This window comes from Frankia gtarii (assembly GCF_025403375.1).
Taxonomy (GTDB): Bacteria; Actinomycetota; Actinomycetes; order Frankiales; family Frankiaceae; genus Frankia; species Frankia gtarii.
Window position 1 is genome coordinate 1 of sequence record NZ_JAMPTM010000369.1, and the last position, 5,812, is coordinate 5,812.

General features: G+C 72.6%; 7 protein-coding genes. 5 read left to right on the forward strand and 2 right to left on the reverse strand.

From position 1 onward, the window contains the following. Window positions 1-156: 156 nt before the first annotated feature. Complete coding sequence (locus tag NBZ83_RS29635) at window positions 157-516, forward strand: STAS domain-containing protein (RefSeq protein WP_261568685.1); 360 nt, start codon at window positions 157-159, stop codon at window positions 514-516. A 6-nt stretch (window positions 517-522) separates the two neighbouring features. On the opposite strand, the gene mshD is transcribed toward NBZ83_RS29635, so the two are convergent. After that, window positions 523-1,581, reverse strand: a complete 1,059-nt coding sequence (mshD, locus tag NBZ83_RS29640; protein ID WP_261568686.1) for a mycothiol synthase — start codon at window positions 1,579-1,581, stop codon at window positions 523-525. A 72-nt stretch (window positions 1,582-1,653) separates the two neighbouring features. After that, complete coding sequence (locus NBZ83_RS29645) at window positions 1,654-2,406, reverse strand: response regulator transcription factor (protein ID WP_261568687.1); 753 nt, start codon at window positions 2,404-2,406, stop codon at window positions 1,654-1,656. Between the two features lie 274 nt (window positions 2,407-2,680). Between NBZ83_RS29645 and NBZ83_RS29650 the strand changes: the two genes are divergently transcribed. The 4 genes from NBZ83_RS29650 to NBZ83_RS29665 all read left to right on the forward strand — a co-directional run bounded on the left by NBZ83_RS29650 (window position 2,681) and on the right by NBZ83_RS29665 (window position 5,603). Beyond that, a complete protein-coding gene (locus tag NBZ83_RS29650; protein WP_438803217.1) occupies window positions 2,681-3,409 on the forward strand; it encodes an alpha/beta hydrolase in 729 nt (242 codons plus the stop codon). 62 nt (window positions 3,410-3,471) lie between these two features. Then, window positions 3,472-3,750, forward strand: a complete 279-nt coding sequence (locus tag NBZ83_RS29655) for a MoaD/ThiS family protein (RefSeq protein ID WP_261568688.1) — start codon at window positions 3,472-3,474, stop codon at window positions 3,748-3,750. 87 nt (window positions 3,751-3,837) lie between these two features. Continuing rightward, window positions 3,838-4,860, forward strand: coding sequence for a hypothetical protein (locus tag NBZ83_RS29660; RefSeq protein ID WP_261568689.1), 1,023 nt, complete (start codon window positions 3,838-3,840; stop codon window positions 4,858-4,860). Next, a complete protein-coding gene (locus tag NBZ83_RS29665) occupies window positions 4,857-5,603 on the forward strand; it encodes an LmeA family phospholipid-binding protein (protein WP_261576271.1) in 747 nt (248 codons plus the stop codon). The genes NBZ83_RS29660 and NBZ83_RS29665 overlap by 4 nt, the downstream gene beginning before the upstream one ends. Window positions 5,604-5,812: the final 209 nt, after the last annotated feature.

Here is a 5,812-nt window from a genome sequence, read left to right on the forward strand (position 1 = left end):
GAGAAAAACCGCTTCCCGGTGGGAATCGGGCGGGTGTGGGAGTGGTGCGGTGGGGGTACCTGACCTTCGTCGCGCTTGCCATGGGCGCGGCGCGTAGCGGGAGGCAGCCCGGCCGGCTTCTCGTGGCGCCCATGTCGTCCGGTCGTCAACGGAGCCATGGAACCAAGCATCAGCGTCGAAGTGATCGGCCGGGAGGCCATCGTCGTGCACCCGGTTGGGGACATCGACTACTCATCGCTGGATTTGTTGCGCGAGGCGCTGCTCGACGCGCGCGTCGCCGGAGTCCGCGACATCGTCGTCGACCTGGCCCAGGTGAGCTTCCTGGACTCGCAGGGGCTGGCGGTCATTCTGTTCGCCCACCAGCGTCAGCGCTCCGTCGGTGGGCGGCTGGCACTGCGCAACCTCAACGAGGATGCCTACCGGCTGCTGCACGTCACCAACCTGACCTCGGTCATCGAAATCGACCACGGCGGCGCGACCGTGGCGTCCGGCCTGGGGACCCGCCGCGGCGGATGACCAGTTTCAGTCCGCGGCCGGCCCGAGCCAGTGGTAGGACACATCGCTTGTGTGGACGGTGAAATCGAGGCCGGAGTACATCCGCACGGCTCGTTCGTTGTCCTCGTCCACGTACAGCAGGACTGCCGGGAGTCCTTCGGCGAGCAGATGATGCAGGCCGATGAGAGTCAGCGCGCGCCCCAGCCCCGCTCCGCCCGCGCCGGGCAGCACCCCGACCACGTACACCTCGCCGATCGGGCCGGGGCGGGTGTCCGGTGGCGGCGTCTCATCCACCTCGTGGACCTTTGTCCAGTGGAAGCCGACCAACTGACCGTCGCGTTCGGCGACGAAGAAACCGCGGGGGTCGAACCACGGCTCGGCCCGGCGCAGCGCCAGATCATCAAGCGTCCAGCGACCCTGCTCGGGATGATCGGCAAACGCGGCGGCGTTGACGGCCAGCCAGGCCTCGTCGTCGCGGCCCGGGGCGAACGCGCGGACGGTGATCCCGGCAGGCAGATGCGGCTCCGGCAGCGGCGTGCCGGGGCTCAGCGGCCGGCGAAGCTGCAACAACACCCGGGCTCGGGTGAACCCGAGCCGGCCGGCCAGAGTCGCCGCGGGTGGGAGATCGCCGTGCGCCCACACGTCGAGTCGGGCGGGCGGATCGCCGAGCGCCTCGGTCAGCGCGGTGGCCAGGGCACGGCCGATCCCCTGGCCACGATGCCCAGGGTGGACCACGACCTCAGCCTGGCGGCTGTCGAGCGCGCCGCCCAGATGCGCGTAGCCGACGATCGGTGGCCGCGTGCCCGCCGCCCCGGTATCGGCGGCGGCCACGGCGAGCAGGTGGCGGCCCGCCCCGATCCGCTGGTCGGGGCGCAGGGTCAGCCGGACGTCCTCGGACACCGGCCCGGTGCCGTCCGTCCGCTCGGCGGCGGCAAGCAGGCTCACAATGTCGTCCACGTCCGTGGCGCTCAGGGTCGACTGCCAGGTCAGGGAGGTCGTCACCGAACGACCGTATGGGCTCTCGGCGCCGGCTGTCCCGTGATCCGTCGCCCCGACGCGACGATGCAGGGCAGGAGACGTGGACATCTCCCACCCGGCATCGTCAGGTCGGATGCGCCGTCGACGATCGACGCCGCCCGCCGGCCTGCCCGGGGGCGCCTAGACCCGCTCGGGTGTGCGGGTGTCGTCCCGGTCGACGCGAGTGGACACCCCGGTGGCGTTTTCCGGCAGGGGCGCGATCGGTGGTGCCACGAACTTGTAACCGACGTGCCGGACCGTGCCGATCATCGCCTCGTGTTCGGGGCCGAGCTTCGCCCGCAGCCGGCGGACGTGTACGTCCACGGTCCGGGTGCCGCCGTAGTAGTCGTAGCCCCACACCTCCTGGAGCAGCTGTGCCCGGGTGAAGACCCGGCCGGGGTGCTGGGCCAGGTACTTGAGCAGCTCGAACTCCTTGAACGTGAGCTCGAGCGGGCGGCCCCGCAGCTTGGCCGAGTAGGTGGTCTCGTCGACCGACAGGTCGCCGGACCGGATGACACCGGCCTCGGCCGTGCCACCGGCGGCAGCGACCCGACCGATGGCCAGGCGCAACCGGGCCTCGACCTCCGCGGGACCGGCGGAGTCGAGGACGACGTCGTCGACCCCCCAGTCCGCCGACACCGCGGCGAGGCCGCCTTCGGTCACCAGTGCGAGCAACGGCGTCGTGAGTCCGGTCGTGCGCAGCAGCCGGCACAGACCGCGAGCGATGACGAGTTCCCGGCGTCCGTCCACCACGATCACGTCCACGGGCGGAGCGTCCAACAGAGCGCTTGCCTCCAGCGGAGCGACCCGTACCGTGTGCGTGAGCAGACCAAGGGACGGAAACGACTCGGCGGAGGGACCGGGGGCGTTGGTGAGCAAAAGGACGACGCTCAAGACGACTCCTCCAGGTGGTGTGTGGTGGGGCAGCGTCGACCCGGTGAGTAACTCGATGCCCGGCCCTGGGCGTCTCACGACCGTCATGGGCATGAAACGAAGGCCGGTATGTGGGGAGGATAGCGGAGTGTCCTACTCGGCTCCTACCGTCTACGGGCTACTGCCCACCGCTGATTCTGAGATTCTGGCCACGAACCATGATCAAAAACTTGGGGTCGTGCACGGAGAGTCGCGGGAGCTGGCGGTCGTGATCGCTCATGGCTTCTCCTGTTCGATGAGGCATCCGGCATTACGGCATGTCGCAGACATGTTACGAAAATATGTAGGAGTGCTGGTCATGGACCTGCGGGGTCATGGTCGCTCTAGTGGATCATGCACCTTCGGAGATCGCGAGGTGTTCGACGTCGACGCCGGCGTCGGCGAGGCTCGCCGGCTCGGCTACCAGCGCGTTATCACCATTGGCTGGTCGATGGGCGGGGCTGCGGTCCTCCGTCATGCCGGATTGGCCAAAAACCGTACGCTGAGTCACGAGCTGCGCGTGCACCATCCCCCCGATGCGGTCATCAGTGTGAGCGCCACCAGCCGATGGTTCGTCCGCGACACCGCGCCGATGCGGCGGATCCACTGGCTCGCCGAGCATGCCACTGGCCGGATGGTGACAAGAGGTGCGTTACGCGTCCGTATCGATCCCGGCGCTTTCGTGCCAATTCCTGCCTCTCCGGTCGAAGTCGTCGGCACCATTGCGCCGATGCCTTTACTGATCGTTCACGGGCATCGTGATCGGTATTTCACCCTGGAACATCCGCGCGCGCTTGCCGCGGCCGCCGGGGAGTCCGCGCAGATGTGGCTGGTACCCGAGTTCGGCCACGCCGAGGCCGGGGTCTGTCCGGGCCTGCTCGACCGCATCGGTGCGCACCTGGCAAGCCTCGCCGCCGGCGGCGCCGGCCCGGTGGAGGCGGTCACCCCGGCGCCTCGCGGCGGCGCGGTGGTCGAGGCCAGATGATGGCGGGCACCGACCCGAGACCATCCGTGCCGGGGCCGCCACCCGTGCCGGATGCATCGCCCGTGCCGGGTGCGCCGGCCGCGCCGGCCGCCCGGGTCACCGTCCGGTACTGGGCCGCCGCCCGTGACGCCGCGGGGGTGCGTGAGGAGACGATCGAGGCGGACACGCTCGCGGCGCTGTTCGCGGCCGTCGCGGCCCGCCACGGGGGGAACCTGCCCGCGCTGCTGCGGCGCTGCTCCTACCTGGTGGACGAACAGCCGGTGGGTCGGCGTGACCCGGCCGGGGTCATCCTGCGCGACGGCGCGGTCGTGGAGGCCCTGCCGCCGTTCGCCGGCGGCTGAGAACGCCGGCGTTCTCAGCCGCCTTCCGCCCGCTCGACCTGGCCCGCGGCCGGTGCGGCGCCGGGTCCGTCAGCCGGGCATGGCAGCATGACGCGCGTGAGCGCTGGCGATCCCGGGCTGTCCCGCGGCATGCTGTCGGGGGAGCCGGCCCCGCCGGCCGCTGCGCCGACCCGGTGGGTGCGGCTCGGCGAGCCCCTCGCCGCCCTCGCCGCCCTGATCGCCATGGGCCTGGCTGTCGGCGCGGCCGCCCTCGCCACCTGGCTGCTGGCGGCCGTCCTGGCCGCCGAGCAGGTCACGTTCGCGTGGGCGTGGAGCCGGGCGCTGCGCGCCTCCCCGGGCACGATCCCGCTGGTCGCGGCGTGGGCCGTGCTCGCCGATGTCGTCCTGCTGGTCTCGGACCGGCACGCCTACGGTTCGGTCGCCGGTGTCATCGGGGCGGCCGTCGTGGTCGCGGTGCTCTACCAGCTGGTGCTGCGCCGGGCCTTCACGCTGCGCGCCCCGGTCCCCCCGCGCGCCGGCGGCGAGGCGGACCCGGCGGGCCGTCCGGACTCCACCGCGGCGCCGGATCCCACCGTCCGGGTGAGTGCCGAACTGGCCACCGCGCTGAGCGGGATCACCCTCAGCGCCCTGTTCGCGGGATACCTCGCGCTGCGGGCCGGGCACGGCGCGCACCATCCGGCCGACCTGCTGGTGATCGCCGGCCTGCTGGGCGCCGGCAGCGCCGTCGTGACCGCCCGGCTACTTGGCTGGGCCGGCCTGGCGGCGGTGCCGGCCGGCCTGCTCGGCGTGGTCGTCGCGGTGGCCGCGGGTGCGGTCTTCGGCGCGCTCGGACCCGACGACCTGACCTTGAACGCCGCGCTTGCGACGGCTGCTTCGGGCGCGGCCGTCGCGGCTCTGGTGGATCTGGTGCTGACCCGCGCGCGTGCGGCCGGATCGCCCGCCGCCGGGGGGACACCGGGTGGCGGGGCCGGTGCGGCGGAGCCGGTCAGGGACGCGGCGGCGGATCGGTCGGCGGCGGATCGGTCGGCGGCGGTCCTGCTCGCCGCGATCCTGCCGTTGGCGTGCGCGGCGCCGCTGGTCTACCTGGTCGGACGGCACCTCCCCGGATGAGCGGCCCGGCCGGTCGAGGCCTGCGCATCACGGCCGTGGTCGTGGTCGTCGGACTGATCGTGGGTGTCGTCGTGGACCGGGTCGCCGCGCGGGTCGTCGCCGGCCAGATCGCCACGCAGGCGCAGCGGACCGAGCACCTGCCGTCTCGTCCGACGGTGTCGCTCGGCGGCTTCCCGTTCCTCACCCAGGTCGTCGCCGGGAACTACCGGAACGTGCGGGTGGACGTGCGCGGTCACGTCGAGCAGGACGTTCGCGTGGACCGGGTGCACGCGGACCTCGCGGGCGTGCGGCTCCCCCTCGCCGACGTCGTCCGCGGCGAGGTGCGGCGGATTCCGGTGGACCGGCTCACCGCCCGGGTGGAGCTGACGTTCGCCGACGTCAACGCCTACCTGCGCAGCCAGGGCTCGACTGCCGCGGTCAGCCCGGACGGGCAGGGGATCCGGGTCGCGGGATCGGTCGAGATCCTGGGGACCGCCTACCCGGTGTCCGGGACGGCGGACGTCGGAGTCCAGCCCGCCGCGGTCACGTTCACCCCGCGTGAGCTGTCCGGGTCGGTCGGTGCGATCCTGCCGCCGGCGCTGCGCCAGGCCGCCGCCGCGCTGCTCACCGTGCGCGTGCCGGTCGCCGGCCTGCCGTTCAACATGCAGCTCACCTCGGCGACTGTCATGGCCGATCGCATTGCCTTCGCCGCCGGCGGTCATGACGTCGTGCTGGACGCCGACGCGGCCACCGCGGGCCGGTGATGCGGCGGATGGTGCCGGTCCGGGAAGAGCAGGCGCCGCTGGGATGCTGTAGGAGCTGTGACGGGAGCCTGGGTACTGGTCGGAGCCGTCGTGCTGGCGGTGTCGCTGGGCACGGTGATGCGCGCGCGGGACGGCCGGTTCCGCGCGGTGCGGGGACGGCCGCTCGCCGCCGCAGGGGGGCCGGTGGACGCCGTGGCTGAGGCGTCCGG